Genomic DNA, 24593 nt, shown 5'->3' with positions numbered 1-24593 from the left:
CAGATCACCACCGACAATTCCGGGCGCCCGACGACGGCGAGGGGGAGCCGGGTCAGCGGTGGCGGGCGCGGGAAGCGGCGGCGTGGGCGCGGTTGGCGCAGCGGGTGGAGCAGAACTGGCGGCGGCCCGGCCGGCTGCGGTCCACGAAGGCGTCCTGGCAGGGGTGGGCGGCGCAGCGGCGCAGGCGGTCCCAGTCGCCGGAGGCGGCCAGGTCGAGGAGGTCGGTGACGGCGCGGACGGCGAGGCGTTCGGCCGGCGGGGCGTCCCGGCGGGCGGTGAGCCGCAGGCGCGGGAGGCCGTCCACGGTCTCCACGACGGCGTGGATCGCCAGTTCGGCCGCCCATCGGGCCAGGGCCTGGCTGCGGCGCTCGGGGGTCTCGCCCGCCAGCACCTCCCGCAGCCGCCCCCGCACCCGCCGGACCGCGTCAAGATCGGCGGCGTCCAGCCCTGCGGGGTCCGGCCCCCGGACGTCGGGGGGCGGCGCGCCCGGGCCGGTGGCCTCTGCCGCTGGTTCGCCCAGTTCGTGGCAGAAGCGCCGTAGTGCGGGCACGTCCGGGAGGCGTTCCGGGTCGTCCAGGTACTCGTCCCAGGTGTTGGCCAGGTCGATGGCCACGAGTCCCGTCTCCGCGAACTGGCGCATTCGGTCTCCCCTTGCTAGCGTCAGGACTATGAGCATAATAACCACTGACAGACGGCTGGTCGTCCTGGATGCCCCATCCAACCTCGGTTTGCGCCCGCCGGCCCCCGACGTCTCCCCCGGCTGCTACAAGGCACCCTGGGCGTTGCGTGACACCGGTCTCGTGCGGCGGCTCGGCGCGGCGGACGCGGGCGCGCTCGTCCCGCCCCGGTACGTGGCCACCTGGCAGCCGGGCGACGGCGTGCGCAACGGCCCCGCCATCGCCGCATACGCCCGCCGGCTGGCCGACCGCGTGGCGAGGATCCGGGCGGAGGGCGGGTTCCCGGTCCTGCTGGGCGGCGACTGCTCGATCGTGCTGGGCCCGGCGCTGGCCCTGCGCCGGAGCGGCCGGTACGGGCTGGCGTACCTGGACGCGCACTCCGACTTCCGCCACCTGGGCAACTCCCCGCACGTCGGCTCGGCGGCGGGCGAGGACGTGGCGCTGGTCACCGGCCGCGGCGACGACTATCTCACCGACATCGACGGCCTGCGCCCCTACGTCAGGGACGAGGACGTGATCCTGCTCGGCGTCCGCGACGAGGAGGACCTGCCGGATCTGGTGGGCACCGGGCTCGCGTACGTCCCCGGCGACGAGCTCGCCGCCGACCCCGGCCGCGGTCTCGACGCGGCCGGGAAGGTCCTGTCCCGCGACGAGCTGGACGGCTTCTGGATCCACGTGGACGCCGACGTCCTCGACCCGTCGATCCTGCCGGCCGTGGACTCCCCCACCCCGGGCGGCCTGGACGCGGCCCAGCTCACCACGCTCCTGCGCGGCCTGCTGGCGCTGCCGGGGGCCGCCGGGCTGGAGGTCACGATCCTCGACCCCGACCTGGACGAGGACGGCCGCCAGGCGGCCCTGCTCGCCGGCATCCTGGTGGACGCGCTCGCCAGCGGCTGATCACGGCATGACGTAGGGAGTGGTGCTGGTGGCGCCGGCCGCGTTCGTGGCCGTGATCGCGGTCCACGGCGCCGTCGGCACGTACGGCGCCCACGCCGACTCCAGGCGCCCACGCCCGTACCAGCCCTGCCCGACGGTGACCCCCTCCGGCTCGAAGCGCAGCGAGCCGCCCCGCAGGTTGTAGCCCTCGACGAGGACGCCGGCCCGGCCGTTCAGGTCCTTCCTGACGGCGCTGACCACGATGGGCTCCTGCCAGCCGCCCGCGATGTCGTCGGCCAGCGAGGGCGTGCCGTAATCGGCCTGACAGGTGAAGAAGGGGTCCCACCCGTACGAGATGATCTTGCGGGCGTGCGTCCCTGCGGCCATCACCTGCCGGTCCAGGCGGCTCTTCGTGGTGCGCCCGCGCAGCGGCAGCGGATCCACCCGCCCGCACTCGCCGTCGGCGGGCGTGGGCTCGAAGCCCTCGATGTTCACCCACAGCTCCACCCCGGGCGGCACCCGCCGCGCCGCCGCCTCGATGTAGTCGCGGGTGGCCCCGTAGTACGCCTGCGCGTTGGTGACGTCCCCGACGACGGGGACCAGGCGCGGCTCGACCTTGGCGTCCCGCTCGTGCGGGCCGTGCACGGGCACCTTGCCGGTGCCCCGCCCGTCCTGCACGGCCACGGCCATCGGGGCGCCCGCGCGGGTGCCGGCCAGGTCGGCGAGCCCGGCCTCGGTCTGCTCGGGCAGGAAGCCGCGGCCCCGCCGCGCGTCGATGTACGGGCTGACCAGGATGGTCCGGCCGGGCAGCGTGGCGGCGACGATCGCGTGCTGGGCGGCGTACAGCGCGATGATCGGGTCCTTCGGCGCGCGGTCGCGCATGGCCAGCTCGAACGACTGGTAGACCCCCGCGAACGCCGCCGACCCGCCGTAGCGCGCCCGGTAGTCGGCCAGCACCCGCCCGGTGAACGCGGTGAGCGCGGCCGTGTGGTCGTGGTCCGGCTCCCACGTCTTGCCGGGCTCCTGCGGCGCGGCGGGCAGGCCGGGGAAGACCTTCATCCCGTACGCCGCCGCCTCCGCCATCAGGTTGCCGAGCCCGTCGCCGTCCGTGGAGATCAGCACCAGGTCCTGGACCGGGTCCGCGCACGACCCGGCCAGCGACACCCGGTAGAAGACCCGGCCGCCGGCCTCGACCCGCCGGTCCAGCCCCTGGCAGCGCAGCAGGCCGGGCCCGAACTCCTCGCTGGTCGTGTACGTGTAGACGTGCCGGACCCGCTTGCCCGGCACCTCGGCGCACGGCCGCCCGTCCACGACGCAGGCGGCGAAGCCGGGGTCGGCCTCCCCGGCGGCGAACCGCGGCCCGAACGTGACCAGCGTGTCGCCGCCGATCTGGTGGACGGCCTCGACCATGCGCCGGGTCACGCAGGCGTCCGCCCGGGGCATGACCCAGTAGCCGGTGACCGCGTACGGGGCCGTCACCCGCGTGTCGCGGGGCTGGCACTCCTCCGGCGACCGCGAGGGCCCTTCCGACACGGCCGGCACGACGATCCCCACGACCACGGCGGCGAGCCCCACGACGACGGCGACCGCCGCCACGGCCCACAGGATCCGCTGCACCCACGCCCCTTCCACGCCCGGGCTCCAGCCTACGTAGTGCATCTGCCCAGCGGCCGCCGAAGTCGACCCCCGATGTGCGGCGGCCCCGGCCGGTCACGGAGAATGGCGGCAGAAGTACGGCAGGGGGGTACGACGACGTGCGCATCGATCTCAGCGGGAAGACCGCGCTGGTCACCGGCTCGACCCAGGGCATCGGGGCGGCCATCGCTGCGGGGCTGGCGGCGGCCGGCGCCCGGGTCGGCATCAACGGCAGGAGCGAGGGCGGGGTGGCCGCGGCCATCGAGCGGATGACCCCGCCGGGGGGCGAGTTCGTGGCGGCGCCCGGCGACGTGTCCACGGAGGAGGGCTGCGCGCGGGTGCTGAGCCTGCTGCCGCAGGTGGACATCCTGGTCAACAACCTCGGGATCTTCGGCGCGCGGCCGGCGCTGGAGATCGACGACGCCGAGTGGCGGCGCTTCTTCGAGGTCAACGTGCTGGCCGCGGTGCGGCTGACCCGGGCCTACCTGCCGGGCATGAAGGAGCGCGGCTGGGGGCGGGTCCAGTACATCGCCAGCGACTCGGCGGTGGCGGTCCCGGCGGAGATGATCCACTACGGGATGACGAAGACGGCGCTGCTGGCCGTGGCGCGCGGGTTCGCGAAGGACGCGGCGGGCACCGGGGTGACGGTCAACTCCGTGATCGCCGGGCCGACGCACACCGGCGGCGTGGAGGAGTTCGTCTACCAGCTCGTCGACCGGGAGCTGCCGTGGGAGCGGGCGCAGCGGGAGTTCATGCGCGTGCACCGGCCGCAGTCGTTGTTGCAGCGCCTGATCGAGCCCGAGGAGATCGCCAACATGGTGGTCTACCTCAGCTCGCCGCTCGCCTCGGCGACCACGGGCGGGGCGCTGCGGGTGGACGGCGGCTACGTGGACGCCATCCTCCCCTGAGCCCTGCCCCGCGCGGGGAGGATCCCCTGAAGGAGGCGGCCGTCCCCCACTGGCGGGGGATGCCCGCCGGCGGCCGCGCGGCCAGCCTTGGGGCATGATCCTGAGGACCTTACTGGCAAGCACCCTGGCGCTCGGCGCGCTCGCCGCGCCCGCCCGGGCCGCCGCGCCCGCCCAGACCGCCGCGCCCGCCCAGACCGCTGGGCGGCAGGCCGCCGTGAAGTGGCAGGAGTGCCCCGCGTACTCCGACGCCGTGCTGCGCTCGCTCGGCGTGCCCGAGGAGCGGTTCCCGGACTTCCGCCGCCTGTACGCCCGCACCGAGTGCGGCACGCTGGCCGTGCCGCAGGACTACGCCGACCCCGGCGGCAAGCAGATCACCGTCGCCTTCACCCGGCTGAAGGCCGCCGACCAGGCCCACCGCCTGGGCAGCCTGGCGGTCAACCCGGGCGGCCCCGGCGGCAGCGGCTACCTGATGCCGATCGAGCTGGTGCTGGGCGGCATGAAGCTGGACCAGCGCCACGACCTCATCGGCCTCGACCCGCGCGGCGTCGGCTACAGCACCAAGGTCGGGTGCCCGTCGCCCGAGCGGGAGCGCCCGCGGCCCGGCCCGGTCACCGAGGAGCAGGCCAGGAACGTTCACGCCCAGGTGGTCGCGGCCAACAAGGCGTGCGCGGCCACCGACCCCGGCTTCATCGGCCAGCTCACGGCCGCGAACGCGGCCCGCGACCTCGACCGCGTCCGCGCCGCGCTCGGCGAGCGCACGCTCAGCTTCCTCGGGGTGTCCTGGGGCACCTGGTTCGGCGCCGTCTACCGCAACCTGTTCCCGGAGCGCGTGCGGCGGATGTGGCTGGACAGCGTGGCCATCACGGTGCCGAGGATGGACGTCTTCACCGACGTGCGCGCCGACGCCACCGCCCGCGACTTCCAGCGCTTCGCCGCCTGGGTCGCGAAGCAGGACGCCACGTACGGCTTCGGCGACACCACGGCCGAGGTGGTGGCGGCGCTGACCCGGCTGCGCGAGCGCTACGACGCCGACCCGGTCACCTTCACCGACATCGACTTCACCGTGGACGGCCGGGCCATCGCCGAGGCGGCGGGCCAGCCCAGCCCGGCCTGGCGGGACGTGGCGCAGGTCCTCAAGGAGCTGGTGACCGCCACCGGCCCCGAGGCCCCGCCCACGCTCAAGCGGCTCGCGGGCGGCGGCGAGGACGGGCCGCCCCCGGCCGGCGCGCCCGAGCGCGGCAACGCGGTCGCCAGGAACGCCTACTTCTGCAACGAGGACCCGGGGCCGCGCTCGTTCGAGGTGTTCTGGCGGGACTACCAGGCGCGGCTGGCGCGGCACCCGGTGACCGGCGAGGCCACGGCCTTCGTATCCCCCTGCGCGGGCTGGCCGCTGCCGCCCCAGCCGACCCGGCTGCGCCGCTCCGGCGGGTCGCTGATGTTGTCGGGCCACCCGCACGAGACCCCGTCGCCGTACCAGTGGACGCTGGACATGCGCGCGGCGGTCGGCGGGACGGTGGTGACCGTGGACGACGACGTGCACGGCTCCGCGCTGCGGACGCCGGACTGCATCGCCAAGATCGTGGCCTACTTCGAGACCGGCCGGCGGGTCCGTACGTGTGAAGGGGTCCCGCTGCCGGCGGCCACCTCCTGACGGGTCGCGCCCGCCGGCGGTCGTCACCGATCGCCGGCGGGCGCCGGCGCGTCCGCCCCGCGCCGGGATCAGCCATGACGCCCCGGCCGCGATAGCCTTCGCCATTCGGCGCGTTCCCCGCCTTTAAAGCCGCCCTTGCACGCATTTTCAGATCATGTTAGATGGAGGCGAGCAGAGAGGACCGGGGACCCGTGACGCTGATTATCGATCGCGTCTCCGTACGCCGGCGCGGAGAAATCTGGCTCGACGACATCCGGCTGGAATTCTCGAATGGACTGACGACCCTGATCGGGCCGCTGAGCTCGGGGAAGACGACCCTGATGCGGGTCGTGGCGGGGTTGCAGCCGCCCGATTCCGGACGGGTCACGGTCAACGGCGAGGACGTCACCGGAATCTCCGTCCGGAAAAGGTCGATCGCTTTCGTCTATCAGCAGTTCATCAATTACCCGTCGCTCACGGTGTACGAGAACATCGCCTCCCCGCTCCGCCTGGACCCGCGTTTCCGCGGCGCCGCGATCGACCGGCGGGTGCGGGAGGTGGCCGGGCTCATGGGCCTGGCCGACCTGCTCGGCCGCCGCCCCGCCGAGCTGTCGGGCGGCCAGCAGCAGCGCACCGCCATCGCCCGCGCGCTGGCCCGCCCCGTGGACGTGCTGCTCCTCGACGAGCCCCTCGCCAACCTCGACTTCAAGCTGCGCGAGCAGCTCCGCGCCGATCTCAAGGCCATGTTCGCCGACGCGCCCGGCGTGGTGCTCTACTCGACGGCCGACCCCGCCGAGGCGCTGACGTTCGCCGCGCCCACGGTGGTGCTGGGCGAGGGCCGGGTGCTGGACTCCGGTGACGTCGCCGCCATGTACGCCCGCCCGCCCACGCTCGCCGTGGCCGCCACGCTCAGCGACCCGCCGCTCAACCTGCTGCCCGGCGTGGTGCGCGAGGGCCGCATCGAGTGCCTGGGCACGTCGTTCCCCGCGCCCGGCGCGCGGGCGGCCGGGCAGGGCGTGCTGCTCGGCATCCGCCCCCACCAGGTCACGCTGGCCCCCCGCGGGCCGGACGCGCTGGAGCTGCCCGCCGAGATCAGGCTGGCCGAGGTGACCGGCAGCGCCACGTTCCTGCACCTGCTGCTGCGGGGCGAGCGCCACCTGGTCGCCCACCTGCCGGGCACCCGGCGGTTCACGCCGGGCGAGCGGGCGAGCGCGTACGTGGACCCCGCGCACGTCTTCGTCTTCGACGAGACCGGCGGCCGGCTGCTGGCCAGCGGGGCGGCGGAGGTCGACCTGCATGGCTGAGATCCGGCTGGAGGGCGTGGGGCACAGCTACGACGGCGGCCGGACCTGGGCGCTGAAGCCGACCACGTGGACGTGGCGCAGCGGGCGGGCCTACGCGCTGCTCGGCCCGAGCGGCTGCGGCAAGACGACGCTGCTCAACATCGTCTCGGGCCTGCTCACGCCCACCGAGGGCCGGGTCCTGTTCGACGGCCGGGACGTCACCGGCGTGCCGACGGCGGGCCGCGACATCGCGCAGGTCTTCCAGTTCCCGGTCCTGTACGAGGAGATGTCCGTCTACGACAACCTGGCCTTCCCGCTGCGCAACCGGCGACTGCCGAAGGCGGAGGTCGACCGGCGGGTCCGCGAGGTCTCCCGGCTGCTCGGCCTCGACCCGGTGCTCGGCCGCCGCTCGCGCCGCCTCGACCCCGGCCGCCAGCAGATCGTCTGCCTGGGCCGCGGCCTGGTGCGCCCGGGGGTGGCGGCGGTGCTGCTGGACGAGCCGCTCACCGTGGTGGACCCGGCGCTGAAGTGGACGCTGCGCAGCAAGCTCAAGGAGATCCACCGCGACACCGGCCACACACTGGTGTACGTCACCCACGACCAGACCGAGGCGCTGACGTTCGCCGACGAGGTGGTGGTGCTCAACGAGGGGGCCATCGTGCAGGCCGGCGAGCCGGCCGAGCTGTTCCTGTCGCCCGCGCACGAGTTCGTCGGGCACTTCATCGGCTCGCCCGGCATGAACGTGCTGCCCGCCGAGATCAGCGACGGCGTGGTCCGGGTGGGCGGGGCCGTCGCCGGCGCGGCCCGCAAGGACGACCGGCCGGACGGCCGCGCGGACGGCCCGGCGAGCGGTCACCTGGACGGCCCGGCGGACGGCCACGCAGATGGCCCGGCGGACGGCCGCGCAGATGGCCCGGCGAGCGGCCCGGCGGGTGGTGAGGCTGGGCTGGCGCCCGGGCCGGTGCGGGTCGGGGTGCGGCCCGAGTTCGTGCGGATCGGCGGGGCGCCGGCCTCCCCCGGCGTGCCGGCCCGGGTCTCCGGGATCGACCACATGGGCGCCTACGACCTGGTCCACGCCCTGGTCGGCGAGCACCGGGTGACCGCCAGGGCCGAGGCGGGCGCGGCGTACCCGCCGGGCGCGGCGGCGTTCCTGCACTTCGCCGCCGGGCGCGCGTTCCTGTTCCGGGACCAGGTCCGGTGCGGCTCGCTCGCGCCGCTGGACGACGGGGGGACGCGGTGACGACCGGTCAGAGCACCGTCGCGGGCAGCCAGGTCGGCGGCGAGGTCGTCACGCCCCCGCCCGCCGAGCCGCGCGAGGCCCGCACCGACCCGCGCCGCCGGACCAACCGGGCCTGGCTGCTGGTCCTGCCCGTGGTGGTGTCGGTGGCGTTCACGGCGGTCATCCCGCTGATGACCGTGGTCAACTTCTCCGTGCAGGACGTCTTCAGCCCCAGCGACCGGGTGTTCGTCGGGCTGGACTGGTTCTACGAGGCCGTGCGGCGGCCGGAGAACCGCGAGGCGTTCGTCCGCACGCTGCTGTTCTCCGCCCAGGTGCTGCTGCTGGAGATCCCGCTCGGGGTGGCGATCGCGGTGGCGATGCCGCGCCGCGGCGTCTGGGTGTCGGTGGCGCTGGTGCTGGTGGCGCTGCCGCTGCTCATCCCGTGGAACGTGGTCGGCACGATCTGGCAGATCTTCGCCCGCCCCGACATCGGCCTCGGCGGCTGGACGGTCAACAACGTGCTCGGCGTCGGCTACAACTACACGCTCGACTCCACCGACGCCTGGGTCACGATCCTCGTCATGGACGTGTGGCACTGGACGCCGCTGGTGGCGCTGCTGGCCTACGCCGGGCTGCGCTCGATCCCGCAGCCGTACTTCCAGGCCGCGCAGATCGACGGGGCCTCGGCGTGGGCCACGTTCCGCCACATCCAGCTCCCGCGGCTGCGCGGGGTGCTGACGATCGCGATCCTGCTGCGTTTCATGGACAGCTTCATGATCTACACCGAGCCGTTCGTGGTGACGGGCGGCGGCCCCGGCAACGCGACGACGTTCCTCAGCATCCTGCTGTCGAAGATCGCCGTCGGGCAGTTCGACGTGGGGCCGGCGGGGGCGTTCTCGCTGATCTACTTCCTGATCGTGCAGATCCTCTGCTACGTCTTCTTCACCGCGCTGACCAGGTCGGGAAGGTGAGCCCTGATGGTGCGGAGGCTGCCCTGGGCGCGTACGGTCTTCTGGCTCTACGTGGCCACGCTCATGCTGCCGCTGTTGTGGATGTTCGGCATGTCGATCCGCCCGAACGAGGACATCCTGGGCAGCTTCTCGCTGGTCCCGCAGCGCGTGACGTTCGCGAACTACCAGACCTTCCTCAGCGACCCCTCGTGGTACGACAGCTACCTCAACTCGATCGTCTACACCTCGATGAACGCCGTGATGTCGCTGGTGGTGGCGCTGCCCGCGGCGTACGCGTTCTCGCGCTTCCGCTTCGCCGGCGACAAGCACCTGTTCTTCTGGCTGCTGACCAACCGCATGGCGCCGCCCGCCGTGTTCCTGCTGCCGTTCTTCCAGATCTACCAGGCGGTGGGCCTGTTCGACACGCATCTCGGCGTGGCGATCGCGCACATGTTGTTCAACGTCCCGCTCGCGGTGTGGATCCTGGAGGGGTTCATGTCCGGCATCCCGCGCGAGATCGACGAGACCGCGGCCATCGACGGTTACTCGCTGCCCCGCTTCTTCGTCCGGATCTTCCTGCCGCTGATCCGCTCGGCGATCGGCGTGACGCTGTTCTTCTGCTTCATGTTCAGCTGGGTCGAGCTGCTGATCGCCAGGACCATCACGTCGGTGGACGCCAAGCCGATCGCCGCGACCATGACGCGGACGGTGAGCGCGGCCGGCGTGGACTGGGGGCTGCTGGCCGCCGCCGGCGTGCTGACGATCGTGCCCGGCGCCGTCGTCATCTGGTTCGTGCGCAACTACATCGCCAAGGGCTTCGCGCTGGGGAGGGTGTAGCCGGATGTTCGCGTGGATGGTGTGGACCCTCCCCACGGCCCTGGCCTTCGCCGGGCTGGCCCTGCTGCTCGTGGTCATGGCGGTCTGGGCCCGGCTGTCGCCTCCCGTGGCCCGGCGGGGGTTCCTGCGCATCGAGACCGACCGCGGCGACCGGCTGTACATCGGCCTGATCAGCGCCGCGGCCGTGCTGGTCGGCTGGATGGCCGTCACCGACCTGTCCATGTGGCTCGCGCTCGGCTGCGCGGTCCTGGTGGTGGTCGTGATCGGGATATGGGGCTGACAGGAGAGGAGCGGTGCCATGACGCATCGGGCAAGGAGGTCAGCGCTCGCCGGCTCAGCCGCGCTGGTCCTCGTGGCCGCCGGCTGCGCGCAGGGCGGGGGGCAGCCGTCGAGCGACTTCCGGGAGGCCGACGGGAAGGCGGCGGCCCAGCGGTGGGTGACGCAGGAGTTCACGCCGAGCACGCTGTCGAAGGACCAGCAGCTCGCCGAGCTGGACTGGTTCATCAAGGCCGCGGCGCCGTACCGGGGGATGCAGATCAACGTGGTGTCGGAGACGATCACCACCCACGAGTACGAGTCCCAGAAGCTGGCCAAGGCGTTCACCGAGATCACCGGGATCAAGATCAAGCACGATCTGATCCAGGAGGGTGACGTCATCGAGAAGCTCCAGACCCAGATCCAGGGCAACCAGAACATCTACGACGCCTACGTCAACGACTCCGACCTCATCGGCACCCACGCGCGCGGGAACTACGTCCTGCCGCTGTCGGACTACATCGCCGGCGAGGGGAAGAACGTCACCTCGCCCACCCTGGGCCTGAACGACTTCATCGGCATCAGCTTCACCACCGGCCCGGACAAGAAGGTCTACCAGCTCCCCGACCAGCAGTTCGCCAACCTCTACTGGTTCCGCTACGACTGGTTCACCGACCCCGGCATCAAGAAGCAGTTCAAGGACCTGTACGGCTACGACCTGGGCGTCCCGGTCAACTGGGCGGCCTACGAGGACATCGCCGACTTCTTCACCAACAAGGTCAACGGCAACGGCACCATCGACGGCAAGAAGGTCTACGGCCACATGGACTACGGCCGCAAGGACCCGTCGCTGGGCTGGCGCTTCACCGACGCCTGGCTGTCGATGGCGGGCAACGGCGACCCCGGCATCCCCAACGGCCTGCCCGTGGACGACTGGGGCATCCGGGTGGAGGGCTGCCGCCCGGCCGGCTCGTCGGTCACCCGCGGCGGCGACACCAACGGCCCCGCCTCCGTGTACGCGCTGGTCAAGTACATCGACTGGCTCAAGAAGTACGCGCCGAAGGAGGCCGCCGGCATGAACTTCAGCGAGGCCGGCCCGGTCCCCGCGCAGGGCAACATCGCCCAGCAGATCTTCTGGTACACCGCGTTCACCGCCGACCTGACCAAGCCCGGCCTGCCGGTCGTCAACGCCGACGGCACCCCGAGGTGGCGGATGGCGCCCAGCCCGCACGGCGCGTACTGGAAGGAGGGCCACAAGCTCGGTTACCAGGACGCGGGCTCGTGGACGCTGCTGAAGAGCACGCCGAAGGAGCGGCGGGCGGCCGCCTGGCTGTACGCCCAGTTCGTCACGTCCAAGACGGTGTCGCTGAAGAAGTCGATCACCGGCCTGACCTTCATCAGGGACTCCGACATCAGGAGCGCCTACTTCGACGAGAACGCCAAGAAGTACGGCGGCCTCATCGAGTTCTACCGCTCCCCCGCCCGCAAGCAGTGGACGCCCACCGGGACGAACGTCCCCGACTACCCGAAGCTGGCCCAGCTCTGGTGGCAGAACGTGGCCACCGCCGTGACCGGCGAGACCACGCCGCAGCAGTCGATGGACAACCTGGCCAGGCAGCAGGACGAGATCCTGTCCCGGCTGGAGCGGCGCGGCTACGGCGGCGCCTGCGCGCCCAAGCTCAACCCGGAGCGGCCCGCCCAGTACTGGCTGGACCAGCCGGGCGCGCCGGTGCCGAAGCTGGCCGACGAGCGGGGCAAGCCGGCCACGCTCGACTACGACAAGCTGATCGCGCAGTGGAGGACCGGCAACTGAGCCGCGGGTGACGAACGGCGGGCGCCGCCGCCCGTGGCAGGCCGGGCGGCGGCTGGTCCGTCAGCCCCGCAGGTGCCGCGCGAGCCAGTCGAAGGCCCGCTCCTGCATGGGCACGTCGAAGCTGTGCGGCACGTCGGCGAAGACCGCCTCGTACGCGCCGGGGGCGTCCCGGTAGCGGGCGGTGATCGTCTCGTGGGCGCGGCGCATGCCGGGCCCGGGGAACAGCTCGTCACGGGTGGCGTACTGGACCATGAGCGGGGCGGGGGCGCGGGCGGCCACCAGGTCCGGCCAGTCGCCGAGGCGGGGCAGGCCGGGCGGGTAGAGCATCCAGGTGTGCCGGGCGACGTACCCGTCCAGCAGGTCCCGGTAGGAGGTCATCATCGCGGCCACCACGACGGCCGCCACGTGCTCGTCGAACGCGCCGAGCAGCCCGGCCCGCAGGCCGCCGCCCGACAGGCCCGCACAGCCCACCCGGGCCACGTCGGGGCGGGAGCGCAGGTAGGCCGCGGCGGCCAGGTCCTCGGCGGCGACCACGCCGGCGAACGAGGTGCCGAGCACGGCGCAGTGCTTGGCCACGACGTGCTCGTGCGCCCGCGCGGCCGCGTCGTAGCGGTCGGCCTCGCTGCCCGGGCCCGGCTCCGGGTCCAGCGGGAAGCGGCGGCTGCCCCAGGCGAGCACGTCGTGGGCGAGCACGGCGAAGCCGCGCCGGGCCAGGGCGTTGGCGAAGGCCCGGCCGCCGTAGAGGTCGGCGCGCAGCCTGGACACCTCGGGCGACGGGCCCTCGGGGGCGTCGGCGATCTTCTCCTTACCCGCCCACTTCATGCCGGCGTGGCAGTGCAGCGCCACCACGCCGGGCAGCGGGGCGGTGGCCTCGCGCGGCTTCAGCAGGAAGGCCCGCGTGCGCGGGCCGAACCCGACGGACCAGGACAGCTCCTCGCCCGCCAGGTCGCCGTCGGTCCACGCCCGCTCCACCCGCACGTCCTCGGCCCGCAGGTCGAGCACGCCCATGGCGTCCCGCGCGGCTTCCCTGAGCCGGGGACCGGGCTCGGGGAAGGTGCCGAGCCGCGCTCCGGCGAGCGCGGCCAGCTCCCCGAACACGGCCCCCTCGGCGGCGGGGTCAGGCGACACGGGTGCCGTCGTCCGCCAGGCGGACGGGGGCGCCGGAGGCGGCCGACATGGTGGCGGCGACGCCCGTCAGGACGCTGCGGATGCCGTCGCGGTAGCCGGCCTGGCGGCCCAGCGGGTCGTCGTCCGGACCGCGGAAGACGTCGTTGAGCAGCAGCCGGTCGCCGCCGCCGTGCCCGCCGGCCCCGGTCTCGATGGGGATCTCCTCCGGCTCGCGCCAGTGCCGGCGCAGCAGCAGCCGCTCCGACGAGCCGGTGGCGTGCTCCTTGGCCGCGGCGCTCGGGTCGACGGCCGCGTGCGGGGGCGTCCACTCCCGCTCGACGACGTCCAGCTCCAGCCGCCCGGCGGTGCCGTTGAAGGCGATCCGGTAGCCCTCCCACGGGGCGTGGGCGTGCAGCGAGTAGGTGAGCATCGCGCGGTTGGCGTAGCGCACCAGCACCGACATGTTGTCGTCGATGTCGATGCCCTCGCCGAAGACGTCCTGGTCCCGGATGTAGCCGTCCTCGTGCTCGGCGTCCAGGTAGAGCCGCTTGAGCCGGGGATCGGCGGAGATGTCCAGGATGAACGGGTCCGTGCCCAGCCCCGGAGCGCCCTGCCCGCGCTCGGCGCGCTCGCCCAGGCCGCGCGCGCGGGCATTGGCGGCGCCGTAGAAGCGCAGGTCGGTCTGGGCGAAGACCAGCTCGGGCGCGGCGCCGAGCCACCAGTTGACCAGGTCGAAGTGGTGGGTGGACTTGTGGACGAGCAGCCCGCCGGAGCTGGCCCGGTGCCGGTGCCAGCGGCGGAAGTAGTCGGCGCCGTGGATGGTGTCCAGCGTCCACTCGAAGTGTACGGAGGTCACCTCGCCGATCGCGCCCTCCATGAGCAGCCGGCGCACGGCCGAGTTGCGCGGCGAGTACCGGTAGTTGAAGGTGACGATCAGCTTGCCGCTGCTGCGCTCGGCGGCGGCGGCGATGGCCGCGCACCCCTCGGCGTCCACGGTCAGCGGCTTCTCCACGATGACGTCGCGGCCCGCGTCGAGCGCCGCGCACACGTACCGGGCGTGCGTGGCGTCGACGGTCGTGACGATGACCGCGTCGGCGAGCTCAAGCACCTTGCCGAACTCCTCGGGTGCGAAGCACGGCACCTGCCGGCCGATCCGCTCGACGTAGTAGTCCATGCGGGTCCGGTTGGTGTCGCACAGGGCGACGATGGTGCCGGCGTCGCGCCACTCCCCGAGCAGCGCGTCGACGTACATCTGCGCGCGGTGCCCGAGCCCGACGAACGCGTACTTCATGTCTCTCCTCAACCAGCGATGGAGGCGTTGGCCTCCGTGATGAACTTCTGCGCGGCGTCATCAGGCGTCATCCGGCCGAACATGACCTCCTCGGAGTACCGGGTGAGGATGTCCTCCATGGCGCTGGCGCCCTTCGGCGGGGCGGCCGGCGGCTCGGCCAGCTCGCCCTTGACCTTGTCCAGGAAGTCCAGCGTCTTCTTGTCGGTCTCCGGCAGCTTGTCCTTGACCGCCGCCAGCACCTTCGAGCTGGCCGGCAGGCCGCGGTCGCTGAGGATGATCGCGCCGGCCTCCGGGTCGTTGACCATGAAGTCGATGAACTTGGCCGCCTCGGCCGCGTGCTCGGACTTGGAGGAGGCGGTGTAGAACATGGCCGGCTGGAGGAACATGCCGCCGGTGGGGGCGCCCTCCAGCTTCGGCATGCGCAGCAGCTCCAGGTTCTGGCCGGACGCCTTCGCGGCCGCGCCGAGCTGGTTGCTCCACCACATGCCCATCGCGCCGGTGTTGGTGCCGAGCAACGACTGGTCGATGCTGGTGGCGCCGATCTCGGAGCTCTTGGCGGCCTCGGGGGCGCCCTTGGTCTTGATCAGGTTCTGCATGATGCCCCACCAGTCCTTGATGGTCTGGGGGCTCATGCCGAGCTTGTTGCCGTTGTAGAAGGGCTCGCCCTTCTGGGCGGCGTAGATCTGGAGGTAGGCCGGATTCCAGCTGAGCTGCGTGCCGGTGATCTTGCCCTTGCTGCCGGCGGTGATCTTCCCGGCGAACTGCACGAAGTCATCCCAGGTCCACTTGCTGTCGTCGGGCAGCTTCTGGCCGGACTGCTCGACCAGGGCCGGGTTGACGATCAGCGAGAAGGCGTTGACGCCGGTGGGGATGGCGAACTGCTTGCCGTCGATGGCGCCGGTGGACAGGACCTTCGCGTCGAAGTCGGCCGTGTTGACCGAGCTGGCCAGGTCGGCGAGGGTGCCGCGGTCGGCGTACTCGCGCAGGCCGCGGATCTCCAGCGTGATCACGTCCGGGGCGTCGTTGCCGGCGACCTTCGTGGACAGCGTCTCGTAGTAGCTGGCGAAGTCGGAGAACTCACCCTCGACGTCGATGGTGGGGTTCTTGGCCTCGAACTTCTTGATGGCCTCTTCGGTCATCTTCTGCCGCGCGTCGCTGCCCCAGTAGGAGAAGCGCAGCTTGATCTTGCCGTCGGCGCTCTCGCCACTGCCGCCGCTGCCGCCGCTGCCGCACGCCGCGGTGACCGCCAGCACAGCGGTGGCCAGCAGCGCCGCCGACCACATCTTCTTGCCAGAGCTCACGGCTCTACCTCCTAGGGGGTTTATGTGGGGGGTGGGGAGGGACTACTTCAGACCGGTGGTGGCCACGCCGCGGATCAGGTACTTCTGCCCGACGAGGAAGAACCCGAAGATCGGCCCCAGTGCGACGATCGACATGGCGAACATGGGACCCCACGAGGAGTCGCTGCTGGCGTCGAGGAAGGTGCGCAGTGCCACGGTGACCGTGAAGTTGTCCGGGTTGTTGAGGTAAAGGAGCTGGCTGAGGAAGTCGTTCCACGTCCAGATGAACGTGAAGATCGCGGTGGTGGCCAGGGCCGGCAAGCAGAGCGGCATGACGACCCTGAGATAGATCCGCCAGTAGCCCGCCCCATCGATCTCGGCCGCCTCGTCCAGTTCCCTGGGCAGTGTACGGATGAACTGCACCATCAGGAAGACGAAGAACGCGTCCGTCGCCAGCACCTTGGGCATCACCAGCGGCCAGATCGTGTTGATCAGGTCCAGCTCGGAGAACATGATGTACTGCGGCACGATCACGACGTGGTGCGGCAGCATGATCCCGCCGAGCATGAGGGCGAACCAGAACTTCTTCAGCGGGAAGTTCAGCCGGGCGAAGGCGTAGGCGGCCAGCGAGCAGGCCACCAGGTTCGCCACCACGGACAGCGCCGTGATCACCGCGGAGTTCCACAGGTAGTAGCCGAAGGGGTGCTTGAGCGCGTACCAGCCCTCGGTGTAGTTCTCGAAGGTGACCGTGCTGGGCAGCAGGCCCGGCTCGCGGAAGATCAGCTCCTCGGGCTTGAGCGAGCTGGAGATCATCCAAAGCAGCGGATACAACATGACCAGGCCGAAGCCGATCAGCAGCACGTGCTTGACCAGCGGTCCGCCCTTGACCGGGCGGAACAGGGCCGGGACCGGCCGCCTACTTGTCGTCGCCATAGAAGACCCAATACTTGGAAGCGAGGAAGTTGATCCCGGTGAGCGCCGCGATGATGACCAGCAGGACCCACGCCATCGCCGCGGCGTAGCCCATGTCGTAGCTCTTGAACCCCTTGAGGTAGAGGTACAGGGTGTAGAAGAGCGTCGAGTCGGCCGGGCCGCCCTTGCCGTTGCTGACGATGAAGGCCTGGGTGAACGACTGGAACGACTTGATGACCTCCAGCACCAGGTTGAAGAAGATGATCGGCGTGAGCAGCGGCATGGTGATCGACCGGAACTGCCGGAACGTGCCCGCGCCGTCCACCGCGGCGGCCTCGTAGTAGCTGGAGGGGATCTGCCGCAGGCCGGCCAGGAAGATGATCATCGGGGCGCCGAACGTCCAGACGTGCAGGAGGATCAGCGTGCCCAGCGCGGTGTCGGGGTCGCCCACCCAGCCGGGCCCCTGGATGCCGAAGATCGCGAGCACCGCGTTGACCAGGCCGTCCGCACCGAACACCTTGCGCCACAGGATGGCGATGGCGACGCTGCCGCCCAGCAGGGAGGGCAGGTAGAAGATGGAGCGGTAGAACGACAGGCCGCGCAGACCGCGGTCGAGCACCAGGGCCAGCGCGAGGGCGAAGGCCAGTTGGAGCGGGACCGAGACGACCACGTAGACCGTGGTCACCTTCAGCGAGGCGATGAACCTCGGGTCCTCGGTGAACATCTTGACGTAGTTGTCGAACCCGACCCACTTGGCCTCCTGCAGGAGGCTGTAGTCGGTGAACGACAGGTAGAGCGAGGCGAAGATCGGGCCGATCGTGATGACGAGCAGGCCGACGAACCAGGGCGCCAGGAAGAGGTAGGCGGCCCGTGCCTCTCGGCGGGAACGTTTCGTGGAGCGGTTACCGCCCTGTGCGGGTCTGGTCGCCGCTTCCCGGGGCTTCACCGCCACCGAGTCAGCCATGACGGAACTCATTCGTCATCACGGACCTTCCGGCGAAATGTGAATGGATAGCGCTTTCCTATAGCCGCCGGGAAAGTTACGTCAACCCTTTGCAGGCGTTACATAGCCGTTACCGATATATCGCCAGCGCGTTTGTCCTGGTAGCACGGGGGTCCTGCCGAGAAGTCAGACGAATTTTCTTCTGGTTTAGTACAACCGGTTGCAGCAGGCACGCTATCGTGGCGCTGCGGTGGACTCCCTGATGACCAGGCGCGTTTCCAGCGACGTCGTGGCGCTCACCTCCTGAATGAGCAGATCGACCGCCAGCCGCCCGGCGGCGGCCGTCGGCATGGCCACGGTGGTGAGCTTGGGCCGGCTCAGCCGTCCCGGCACGATGTCGTCGATCCCCACGACGGAGACGTCCTCGGGCACGCCCAGCCCGAGATCGCCCAGGCCCTCGATGAGCCCGATCGCCACGAGGTCGTTGTAGGCCAGCACGCCGGTCACCCCCGACTCGCGCACCCGCCCGGCGGCGGCGAACCCGCCCCGCTCGGTCGGCGCGTTCGGCCCGATCACCACCAGCTCGACGCCGGGCACCCGCTCGGCGGCGGTGCGGATCTCGGCGCTCGTCCACGAGCCGGCCGGCCCGGCGACCAGGGCCACCCGGCGGTGGCCGAGCCCGGCCAGGTGCTCGACCGCCAGCCTGGCGCCGTGGCCCACGTCCATGAGCACGGTGGCCGCGCCGCGCAGCCGCCGGTTGATGACCACGAACGGCACCCGCTCGGCCAGCCGCTCCAGCGCCTTGTTCGAGGAGCGGGGGCTGCACAGCACCACGCCGTCCACCTGCTTGGAGAACGCCTGGATCAGCTCCTCCTCGGCGGCCGGCTCCTCGTCGGTGTCGGCGACGAACAGGTGGTAGTCGCGCTGCCGGGCGGCGGCGTGCGCGGCCTTGATCAGCGGGGGGAAGAACGGGTTGGCGATGTCGGCCACGATGAGCCCGAGGTTGTGCGTACGCCCGGTCGTGAGCGCCCGCGCCGCCCGGTTGGGGCGGTATCCCAGCTCCTCGGCCACCGTCAGCACCCGGGAGCGGGTGGCGGCGTTGACCATGTGCGGCGCGGAGAACGTCCGCGACACGGTGGAGACGTGCACGCCGGACGCCCGGGCCACATCACGAATCGTCACTGTCACAGCGACCCACCCTAACGCAACCGCTTGCAGAAGCCCTGAGGACGTTGAAAGCGCTTGCCCAGCGGAGCCGAACCAAGACCGGACGGGAACCCCCAGGTAACACCGGGGGTATGAAATCACCTCTTGACGCCCCACCCTCGGGGACACAAAGGTTTAGTGCAACTGTTTGCAGTCTTGAAGGAGCCCCTCACGGTGAGCAGAGTCCTCGTCACCGGAAGCGCAGGACGCCTCGGCCGCAGCGTGGTCACCACGCTCGCGGCGGCCGGGCACGAGGTCATCGGCGTCGACAGCGCACCCGGCACCCCGGCCGAGGCCGCGGCCACGTTACCGGCCGACCTCACCGACACGGGAGCGGCGTTCGAGGTCATCGCCCGCTTCCGCCCGCAGTCGGTGATCCACCTGGCGGCCATCGCCACGCCGTTCAGCCGCCCGGAATCGGTGATCTACAAGGTCAACACGCAGCTCGCGTTCAACGTGTGCGAGGCGTCGGTGAGCCTGGGCGTGCCGAACGTGGTGATCGCCAGCAGCCCCACGGTGATCGGTTACGGGGCGCCCGGCGGGTGGGCGCCGGCGTACCTGCCGATCGACGAGGACCACCCGGTGCGGCCGTGGAACGCCTACAACCTGTCCAAGGTGGCCGCCGAGCAGACGATGAAGGCGTTCGCCGAGGCGGGCACCACCCGCTTCGCCGCGATCCGGCCGTGCTTCGTCATCGCCCCGGAGGAGTGGGCCGGCGCGCCGACCCAGTCGGGCCACACGCTCACCGAGCGGCTGGACCGCCCGGAGCTGGGCGGGGTGTCGCTGTTCAACTACGTGGACGCCCGCGACGCCGCCGAGCTGACCGGCGTGCTCGTCGAGGCGCTGCCCGAGCTGCCGAACGGCGAGGTGTTCTTCGTCGGCGCCGCCGACGCGCTGGCCAGGAAACCGCTGGCCGAGCTGCTTCCGCAGGTCATACCGGGCACCGAGCCGTTCGCGGCCGGGCTGACCGGATCCTCCCCCGCCTTCTCGACCACCAAGGCAGAACGCCTGCTCGGCTGGCAGGCCAAGCGGAGCTGGCGTACCGAGCTCAAGGAAGAGTCCGAATGAATCTGAGCGGTGTGCTGTTCTTCCCCGTCACCCCCTTCGACGCCGAGGGCGGGCTCGCCGAGGAGGTGCTGGCCGAGCACATCAGGCAGGGCATGGAGCACGCGCCCGGCGGCGTGTTCGTCGCCTGCGGCACCGGCGAGTTCTCCGCGCTGTCGGAGGCCGAGCACGCGCGCGCGGTACGGGTGGCGGCCGGGGTCGTGGGCGGGCGGGTGCCGCTGTTCGCGGGCGCGGGCGGGCCGCTGGGCGCGGCGCTCGGCCAGGCGCGGGCCGCGCGGGCGGCCGGGGCCGACGGGCTGCTGCTCATGCCGCCGTACCTGGCGCAGGGTCCCGGGCAGGGCTTCCGCGCGTACGTGGAGGCGGTCGCGGCCGAGCTGCCGGTGATCGTCTACCAGCGCGGCTCGGTGGTGCTGGAGCCGGAGACCGTGGTCGAGCTGGCCGGCGTCCCCGGCGTGATCGGGCTCAAGGACGGCCTGGGCGACATCGACCGCATGCAGCGGACCGTGCTCGCGGTGCGCGAGGCGTACCCGGACTTCCTGTTCTTCAACGGGCTGCCGACGGCCGAGCTGACCATGCCCGCCTACCGGGGCATCGGCGTGGAGCTGTACTCCAGCGCGGTGTTCGCGTTCGCGCCGGAGATCGCGAAGGCGTACCTGAACGGCGACGAGCGGCTGCTCACCGAGTTCTACGCGCCGCTGGTCCGGCTGCGCGGCAAGGTGCCCGGCTACGCGGTCGCCCTGGTCAAGGCCGGGGTCCGGCTGCGCGGCCTGGACGTGGGCCCGGTCCGCCCGCCGCTGGTGGACGTGACCGGCGAGCACCTGGCCGAGCTGGAGGCGCTGATCAAGAGCGGATTGGAGCTGGCGGCCCCATGACCGTCGCCGACCTGCGTACCGAGCTGCGCACCGCCGCGCTGCCCCGCCCGTGGGGCGCCGACGTGCCGGCCAACCACGTGATCGTCACCCACGTCACGCTCAAGGACGGCCGCACCGGCACCGGCTTCTCGTGGACGCCGCAGATCGGCGCGCACGCCGTGCGCGCGCTGCTCGACCACGACCTGCGCGAGGCGCTGATCGGCCTGCCCGCGCACCCCGAGGTGGTGTGGGACCGGCTGTGGCGGCACACCCGCGAGGCCGGCGCCGGCGGGATCACCACGATCGCGCTGGCCGGCATCGACCTGGCCCTGTGGGACCTGCGCTGCGGCGGGTCCGCCCTGCCCGACGTGCTCGGCCGGCGCCGCGAGGAGGTCCCGGTCTACGGCAGCGGCGTCAACCTGCACTACTCCCTGGAGGAGCTGGTCGAGCAGGCCAGGCGCTGGACGGCGGCCGGCCACCGGGGCGTCAAGATCAAGGTGGGCCGCCCCGACCTGGCCGAGGACGTCGAGCGGGTGGCCGCCGTCCGCGAGGTCATCGGCCCCGACCGGCTGCTGATGATCGACGCCAACCAGCGCTGGGACCTGCACCGCGCCCGGCGGGCGCTGGCCGCGCTGCGCGCGTACGACCCGCACTGGATCGAGGAGCCGCTGCCCGCCGACGACGTGGCCGCGCACGTGGAGCTGCGCCGCTCCACCGACGTGCCGGTGGCCGTGGGCGAGAACGTCTACACGACCTACGGCTTCCGCGACCTGCTGGCGGCCGGGGCGTGCGACATCGTGCAGCCCAACGTGGTGCGGGTCGGCGGCATCACGCCGTTCCTGCGGATCGCCGAGCTGGCCAGGACCTACGACGTGCCGGTCTACCCGCACCTGCTGAGCGAGGTGTCCGGGCAGCTCGCGCTGGCCCTGCCGCAGCCGGTGATGGCCGAGGACGTCGAGGACGCCTCCTTCGCCGCGCTCGGGCTGCTGCGGGAGCCGTATCCGGTGGAGGTCTCCGGCGGGGTGCTGCGCTCGGGCGGGCACGCCGGGCTCGGGCTGAGGTGGTCGGAATGACCAAGGTCGTTCTCGCCGGGGCCAACGGGCACGGCCGGCACCACCTGGGCAACCTGCGCCGGCTGGCCGGCCGGGGCGTGGTCGAGCTGGTGGGGATCTGCGACGTGCGGCCGGTGGAGGTCGACTTCGGCGCGCCGCGGCGCTCGGCCGACCTGGGCGCGCTGGTGGAGAAGACCGGCGCGGAGATCACGATCATCTGCACGCCGATCCACACGCACGCCGACCTCGCGGTGACCGCCCTGCGGGCGGGCTCCCACGTGCTGCTGGAGAAGCCGCCGGCGCCCAGCCCCGAGGAGCACCGGCGCATCGCCGAGGCGGTGGCGGAGACCGGGCTGGCCTGCCAGGTCGGCTTCCAGTCGCTCGGCTCGGCGGCCGTCCCCGCGCTGCGCGAGCTGATCGCGAGCGGCGCCCTCGGCGCGGTGCGCGGCATCGGCGGCGCGGGCGCCTGGGAGCGGCCGGCGGCGTACTTCACCCGCTCGGCCTGGGCCGGCAGGCGCCGGCTGGACGGCGTGGACGTGGTGGACGGCGCGCTCACCAACCCGTTCGCGCACGCCGTGGCGACCGCGCTGGCGCTCACCGGCAGCGGCGTCGCCGGGATCGAGACCGAGCTGTACCACGCCAACCCGATCGAGTCGGACGACACCTCCTGCGTGCGCATCCGGCTGGACGACGGGCTGACGGTCACGATCGCGGTGTCGCTGTGCGCGGCCGAGCGGCACGAGCCGTACCTGGTGGTCCACGGCGACCGGGGCCGCGCCACGCTCGTCTACACCGAGGACCGGCTGCGGGTCGAGCACGCCGACGGCACGGTCACCACCACCGTGTACGAGCGCACCGACCTGCTGGAGAACCTGATCGACCACGTCCGCACCGGCGCGGAGTTGCTGGTGCCGCTCGACCGCACCGAGTCCTTCACCCGGGTGCTGGACGCCGTGCGGCTGGCCCCCGAGCCGCAGCCGATCCCCGGGCGCTACCAGGCCGTCGAGCGGGACGAGGCCGGCGAGGCCGTCCGCCGGGTCCTGCCCGGCATCGCCGAGCTGACCGCCCGCAGCGCCGACGAGTTGGCGCTCTACTCCGAGCTGGACGTGCCGTGGACGCGGGTGAGCCTGCTGGCCGGCGGCACCGAGGTGGCCGCCTACGAGACCCGGCCCGACCTGCCGGCCACCGCCTCCCCCCGGCCCTACCTGCACCGGGTGCGCACGCTGGGCGGCGTCGAGGTCACCGAGGTCCGGCCCGAGGACCACGTGCACCACCTGGGCGCGGGCGTGGCGATCTCGGACCTCGGCGGGGTGAACTTCTGGGGCGGGCGCACCTACGTCAAGGACCAGGGGCCGGCCTGGCTCGACGACCACGGCACACAGCGGCACCGGGCCTTCACCCGGCTGGCCGACGACGGCTTCACCGAGGAGCTGGAGTGGGCGGGGCCGGACGGGCGGGTCGTGGCGCGCGAGGAGCGCGTCGTCACCGCCCGGCCGCTCGGCCGGCACTGGGCGCTCGACTTCTCCTTCACGCTGACGAACCTCACCGGCGCGCCCGTGGAGGTCAACAGCTCGGCCACCAAGGGCCGCGCGGGCGCGGGCTACGGCGGCTTCTTCTGGCGCGCCCCCGGCACCTCCACGGACCGGGCGACCCTGCCCGGCGGCGAGCAGGACGTGCACGGCAGCCGCGGCCGGTGGGTGGCGCTGTCCGGCACCGACCCGGAGGGGCGGGACTGGACGCTGGTGTTCGTCCAGGACGACGGGGACGCCTGGTTCGTCCGCAACACCGAGTACCCGGGGGTCGGGCAGGCGCTGGCCTGGGACCGGCCGCTGGTGGTGGCGGACACGCTCACCCGGCGGGTCGTCACGGTCGTCGCCGACGGCCGGCTGAGCCGGGACGAGGCCGAGTCCCTGGCCGCCGAGGCCCTGGCCCCCGAGTCCCTGGCCGCCGAGGTCTGAGGGTGGGGGTCTGAGGGTGGGGGTCTGAGGGTGGGGGTCTGAGAGCGGGGGTCTGAGAGCGGGGGTCTGAGAGCGGGGGTCACCGCCGGAGCCCGTCACCGCCGGGGCCGGGCTCGGGGTGGCCGCCGCTCTCCCGCTGCGCCGCACCGCCGGAGGTGTGCCGCAGCAGGCGCAGGGCGCCGCGCGACAGGGCGGTCAGGATGTCGGCGCACTCGTCCAGGTCCGGGTAGCGGCCCTCCAGGTGGCCGATGGCCAGGGCGTTCGTGGCCGCGTTGATGCCCTCGGCGATCATCTCCAGGCGGCGCCGGTCGCGCTCGTCGTCGGCGGTGTAGCCGAGCGCGGCCAGGTCGGCGGCGTGGTGCTCGCGATAGGCCCGCGCCGTCTCGACGGCGAAGTCGCGCAGCAGGGACGACGGGTCATGCCGGGCGCGGAGCTGGATGCGCAGCAGCTCCGGATGGCGGCAGGCGGCCTCCAGCGGGATGCGGAAGGTCTCCCGGTGGCTGTCGAGGTCGCCGGGAGCCTCGCGGGCCCGGCGCCGGGCCCGCCGCATGGACGCGCGCAGCCGCGCGCCGCTCTCCTCGGCCAGCACCCGCAGCAGCTCCTGCATGTCCTTGAAGTGCACGTAGAAGCTGGACTGGGCGATCCCGGCCGCCCTGGCGACCTTGACCGTGCTCAGCCCCGCCTCCCCCTCCTGGTCCAGGATCGTCAGCGCGGCCTTGAGCAGCCTGCGCCGGGTGCGGTCCTTCGCCTCGCTCCTGCTGAGCGGTGTCGTCATCACGTCAACCTAGAGGGTCTTGTGCGAATTTTCACCGATAGTACTATCGGTGAAATTGCTCTCGGGGGAT

At 72.4% G+C, this 24593-nt stretch carries 22 protein-coding genes; 13 read left to right on the top strand and 9 right to left on the bottom strand.

Annotated features, from left to right (window positions below):
- Positions 1-52: 52 nt before the first annotated feature.
- The gene (locus AB0H75_RS03495; RefSeq protein ID WP_367789604.1) at positions 53-640 is read right to left on the bottom strand and encodes a CGNR zinc finger domain-containing protein; all 588 of its coding nucleotides are present in this window, start codon (positions 638-640) and stop codon (positions 53-55) included.
- A 28-nt stretch (positions 641-668) separates the two neighbouring features.
- Here AB0H75_RS03495 and AB0H75_RS03490 point away from each other — a divergent pair, with 28 nt between their 5' ends.
- Positions 669-1574 carry an arginase family protein gene (locus AB0H75_RS03490; protein ID WP_367789601.1) on the top strand — a complete coding sequence of 302 codons (906 nt, stop codon included), beginning with the start codon at positions 669-671 and terminating at the stop codon, positions 1572-1574.
- On the opposite strand, the gene AB0H75_RS03485 is transcribed toward AB0H75_RS03490, so the two are convergent.
- Complete coding sequence (locus AB0H75_RS03485; protein WP_367789597.1) at positions 1575-3185, bottom strand: DUF4434 domain-containing protein; 1611 nt, start codon at positions 3183-3185, stop codon at positions 1575-1577.
- A gap of 122 nt (positions 3186-3307) precedes the next feature.
- On the opposite strand from AB0H75_RS03485, the gene AB0H75_RS03480 reads away from it, so the two are divergent.
- The 8 genes from AB0H75_RS03480 to AB0H75_RS03445 all read left to right on the top strand — a co-directional run bounded on the left by AB0H75_RS03480 (position 3308) and on the right by AB0H75_RS03445 (position 12083).
- The gene (locus AB0H75_RS03480) at positions 3308-4096 is read left to right on the top strand and encodes an SDR family NAD(P)-dependent oxidoreductase (protein WP_367789594.1); all 789 of its coding nucleotides are present in this window, start codon (positions 3308-3310) and stop codon (positions 4094-4096) included.
- 94 nt (positions 4097-4190) lie between these two features.
- A complete protein-coding gene (locus tag AB0H75_RS03475; RefSeq protein ID WP_367789591.1) occupies positions 4191-5747 on the top strand; it encodes an alpha/beta fold hydrolase in 1557 nt (518 codons plus the stop codon).
- A gap of 191 nt (positions 5748-5938) precedes the next feature.
- Positions 5939-7030 (top strand): ABC transporter ATP-binding protein, encoded by a 1092-nt coding sequence (locus tag AB0H75_RS03470; RefSeq protein WP_367789588.1) that lies wholly within the window; start codon positions 5939-5941, stop codon positions 7028-7030.
- Entirely contained in the window at positions 7023-8249 is a 1227-nt protein-coding gene (locus AB0H75_RS03465; RefSeq protein ID WP_367789585.1) for an ABC transporter ATP-binding protein, read from the top strand. Before AB0H75_RS03470 ends, AB0H75_RS03465 begins: the two co-directional genes overlap by 8 nt.
- The gene (locus AB0H75_RS03460) at positions 8246-9199 is read left to right on the top strand and encodes a carbohydrate ABC transporter permease (RefSeq protein ID WP_367789581.1); all 954 of its coding nucleotides are present in this window, start codon (positions 8246-8248) and stop codon (positions 9197-9199) included. Before AB0H75_RS03465 ends, AB0H75_RS03460 begins: the two co-directional genes overlap by 4 nt.
- A gap of 6 nt (positions 9200-9205) precedes the next feature.
- Positions 9206-10015 (top strand): carbohydrate ABC transporter permease, encoded by an 810-nt coding sequence (locus AB0H75_RS03455; protein ID WP_367789578.1) that lies wholly within the window; start codon positions 9206-9208, stop codon positions 10013-10015.
- Positions 10016-10019: 4 nt separating this feature from the next.
- Positions 10020-10295 carry a DUF2160 domain-containing protein gene (locus AB0H75_RS03450; RefSeq protein WP_367789575.1) on the top strand — a complete coding sequence of 92 codons (276 nt, stop codon included), beginning with the start codon at positions 10020-10022 and terminating at the stop codon, positions 10293-10295.
- 18 nt (positions 10296-10313) lie between these two features.
- Positions 10314-12083 (top strand): ABC transporter substrate-binding protein, encoded by a 1770-nt coding sequence (locus tag AB0H75_RS03445; RefSeq protein WP_367789572.1) that lies wholly within the window; start codon positions 10314-10316, stop codon positions 12081-12083.
- A 60-nt stretch (positions 12084-12143) separates the two neighbouring features.
- On the opposite strand, the gene AB0H75_RS03440 is transcribed toward AB0H75_RS03445, so the two are convergent.
- The 6 genes from AB0H75_RS03440 to AB0H75_RS03415 form a co-directional block, all read right to left on the bottom strand.
- A complete protein-coding gene (locus AB0H75_RS03440) occupies positions 12144-13211 on the bottom strand; it encodes a hypothetical protein (protein ID WP_367789569.1) in 1068 nt (355 codons plus the stop codon).
- On the bottom strand, positions 13201-14481 hold the full coding sequence (locus tag AB0H75_RS03435) for a Gfo/Idh/MocA family protein (RefSeq protein WP_367789566.1): 1281 nt from the start codon (positions 14479-14481) through the stop codon (positions 13201-13203). Before AB0H75_RS03435 ends, AB0H75_RS03440 begins: the two co-directional genes overlap by 11 nt.
- Before the next feature lie 8 nt (positions 14482-14489).
- Positions 14490-15782, bottom strand: coding sequence for an extracellular solute-binding protein (locus AB0H75_RS03430; RefSeq protein ID WP_367789563.1), 1293 nt, complete (start codon positions 15780-15782; stop codon positions 14490-14492).
- A gap of 42 nt (positions 15783-15824) precedes the next feature.
- Positions 15825-16694 carry a carbohydrate ABC transporter permease gene (locus AB0H75_RS03425; protein ID WP_367789560.1) on the bottom strand — a complete coding sequence of 290 codons (870 nt, stop codon included), beginning with the start codon at positions 16692-16694 and terminating at the stop codon, positions 15825-15827.
- Complete coding sequence (locus AB0H75_RS03420; RefSeq protein ID WP_367789557.1) at positions 16678-17637, bottom strand: carbohydrate ABC transporter permease; 960 nt, start codon at positions 17635-17637, stop codon at positions 16678-16680. Before AB0H75_RS03420 ends, AB0H75_RS03425 begins: the two co-directional genes overlap by 17 nt.
- Positions 17638-17850: 213 nt before the next feature.
- Positions 17851-18804 (bottom strand): LacI family DNA-binding transcriptional regulator, encoded by a 954-nt coding sequence (locus AB0H75_RS03415; protein WP_367789554.1) that lies wholly within the window; start codon positions 18802-18804, stop codon positions 17851-17853.
- Between the two features lie 192 nt (positions 18805-18996).
- Between AB0H75_RS03415 and AB0H75_RS03410 the strand changes: the two genes are divergently transcribed.
- The 4 genes from AB0H75_RS03410 to AB0H75_RS03395 are packed head-to-tail and all read left to right on the top strand — an operon-like array spanning position 18997 to position 23748.
- Positions 18997-19890, top strand: a complete 894-nt coding sequence (locus tag AB0H75_RS03410) for an NAD-dependent epimerase/dehydratase family protein (RefSeq protein ID WP_367789551.1) — start codon at positions 18997-18999, stop codon at positions 19888-19890.
- The gene (locus tag AB0H75_RS03405; protein WP_367789548.1) at positions 19887-20759 is read left to right on the top strand and encodes a 5-dehydro-4-deoxyglucarate dehydratase; all 873 of its coding nucleotides are present in this window, start codon (positions 19887-19889) and stop codon (positions 20757-20759) included. Before AB0H75_RS03410 ends, AB0H75_RS03405 begins: the two co-directional genes overlap by 4 nt.
- Positions 20756-21811, top strand: a complete 1056-nt coding sequence (locus tag AB0H75_RS03400) for a mandelate racemase/muconate lactonizing enzyme family protein (RefSeq protein ID WP_367789545.1) — start codon at positions 20756-20758, stop codon at positions 21809-21811. Before AB0H75_RS03405 ends, AB0H75_RS03400 begins: the two co-directional genes overlap by 4 nt.
- Positions 21808-23748 (top strand): DUF6807 family protein, encoded by a 1941-nt coding sequence (locus tag AB0H75_RS03395; protein ID WP_367789541.1) that lies wholly within the window; start codon positions 21808-21810, stop codon positions 23746-23748. The genes AB0H75_RS03400 and AB0H75_RS03395 overlap by 4 nt, the downstream gene beginning before the upstream one ends.
- Positions 23749-23827: 79 nt before the next feature.
- Here AB0H75_RS03395 and AB0H75_RS03390 read toward each other — a convergent pair whose 3' ends face one another.
- The gene (locus AB0H75_RS03390) at positions 23828-24523 is read right to left on the bottom strand and encodes a TetR family transcriptional regulator (RefSeq protein WP_367789538.1); all 696 of its coding nucleotides are present in this window, start codon (positions 24521-24523) and stop codon (positions 23828-23830) included.
- Between the last annotated feature and the right edge of the window lie 70 nt (positions 24524-24593).

The organism is Nonomuraea sp. NPDC050783 (assembly GCF_040802095.1).
GTDB lineage: Bacteria > Actinomycetota > Actinomycetes > Streptosporangiales > Streptosporangiaceae > Nonomuraea.
The sequence above is the reverse complement of the archived record's forward strand: the minus strand, read 5'-3'. Positions and strand labels throughout refer to the sequence as shown.

What these genes read in the sequence shown, in the direction of transcription:
- AB0H75_RS03390 (WP_367789538.1), bottom strand. Translation starts at nt 24,523, where the DNA reads ATGACGACACCGCTCAGCAGGAGCGAGGCGAAGGACCGCACCCGGCGC.
- AB0H75_RS03450 (WP_367789575.1), top strand. Translation starts at nt 10,020, where the DNA reads ATGTTCGCGTGGATGGTGTGGACCCTCCCCACGGCCCTGGCCTTCGCC.
- AB0H75_RS03420 (WP_367789557.1), bottom strand. Translation starts at nt 17,637, where the DNA reads ATGGCTGACTCGGTGGCGGTGAAGCCCCGGGAAGCGGCGACCAGACCC.
- AB0H75_RS03445 (WP_367789572.1), top strand. Translation starts at nt 10,314, where the DNA reads ATGACGCATCGGGCAAGGAGGTCAGCGCTCGCCGGCTCAGCCGCGCTG.
- AB0H75_RS03490 (WP_367789601.1), top strand. Translation starts at nt 669, where the DNA reads ATGAGCATAATAACCACTGACAGACGGCTGGTCGTCCTGGATGCCCCA.
- AB0H75_RS03465 (WP_367789585.1), top strand. Translation starts at nt 7,023, where the DNA reads ATGGCTGAGATCCGGCTGGAGGGCGTGGGGCACAGCTACGACGGCGGC.
- AB0H75_RS03475 (WP_367789591.1), top strand. Translation starts at nt 4,191, where the DNA reads ATGATCCTGAGGACCTTACTGGCAAGCACCCTGGCGCTCGGCGCGCTC.
- AB0H75_RS03495 (WP_367789604.1), bottom strand. Translation starts at nt 640, where the DNA reads ATGCGCCAGTTCGCGGAGACGGGACTCGTGGCCATCGACCTGGCCAAC.
- AB0H75_RS03425 (WP_367789560.1), bottom strand. Translation starts at nt 16,694, where the DNA reads ATGGCGACGACAAGTAGGCGGCCGGTCCCGGCCCTGTTCCGCCCGGTC.
- AB0H75_RS03395 (WP_367789541.1), top strand. Translation starts at nt 21,808, where the DNA reads ATGACCAAGGTCGTTCTCGCCGGGGCCAACGGGCACGGCCGGCACCAC.
- AB0H75_RS03405 (WP_367789548.1), top strand. Translation starts at nt 19,887, where the DNA reads ATGAATCTGAGCGGTGTGCTGTTCTTCCCCGTCACCCCCTTCGACGCC.
- AB0H75_RS03435 (WP_367789566.1), bottom strand. Translation starts at nt 14,481, where the DNA reads ATGAAGTACGCGTTCGTCGGGCTCGGGCACCGCGCGCAGATGTACGTC.
- AB0H75_RS03455 (WP_367789578.1), top strand. Translation starts at nt 9,206, where the DNA reads ATGGTGCGGAGGCTGCCCTGGGCGCGTACGGTCTTCTGGCTCTACGTG.
- AB0H75_RS03400 (WP_367789545.1), top strand. Translation starts at nt 20,756, where the DNA reads ATGACCGTCGCCGACCTGCGTACCGAGCTGCGCACCGCCGCGCTGCCC.